At 67.0% G+C, this 679-nt stretch carries 1 pseudogene; it reads right to left on the bottom strand.

Annotated elements, in window-relative coordinates:
* Window positions 1-679: pseudogene (locus tag MOV74_RS39675) on the bottom strand (acetyl/propionyl-CoA carboxylase subunit alpha); the annotation flags it as partial.

Below are 679 nucleotides of genomic sequence, written 5' to 3'. Positions count from 1 at the left end.
CTTGCGCTCGCCCAGCACGTGGTCGATGGCGGCGCCGACCGCGGCGATGCGCCGCGCGACCTCGCCTTCCGGCACGCGCACCGCAAAGCCCTTGGGGAATTCCTCGGCGATGAAGCCGGTCGACAGCCTCCCCTCGCGCCAGCGCGGATGATGCATCAGCGCCGACAGGAACGGGATGTTGTGGCGGATGCCGTCGACATAGAACGAATCCAGCGCGGTCGCCTGTGCCTCGATCGCGGCCGCGCGCGACGGCGCGTGGGTGACGAGCTTGGCGATCATCGGATCATAATGGATCGAGATCTCGCCGCCCTCCTGCACGCCGGTGTCGTTGCGGATGGTGATGCCGTCGTGGCTGGCTTCCGCCGGCGGGCGATATTTCACCAGGCGCCCGATCGAGGGCAGGAAGTTGCGGAACGGGTCTTCGGCGTAGAGACGCGATTCCACCGCCCAGCCCGTCAGCGTGACGTCCTTCTGCGCGATGGCGAGCTTCTCGCCCGCGGCAACGCGGATCATCTGCTCGACGAGGTCGATGCCGGTGACGAGCTCGGTGACGGGATGCTCGACCTGCAGGCGCGTGTTCATCTCCAGGAAGTAGAAGCTCTTGTCTTGCCCTGCGACGAACTCGACGGTGCCGGCGGAGTCGTAATTCACGGCTTTCGCCAGCGCGACCGCCTGCTCG

This window comes from Bradyrhizobium sp. SHOUNA76 (genome assembly GCF_023006445.1).
GTDB lineage: Bacteria > Pseudomonadota > Alphaproteobacteria > Rhizobiales > Xanthobacteraceae > Bradyrhizobium.
Note: the sequence above shows the minus strand (reverse complement) of the source record. Positions and strands in the feature narration are given on the sequence as shown.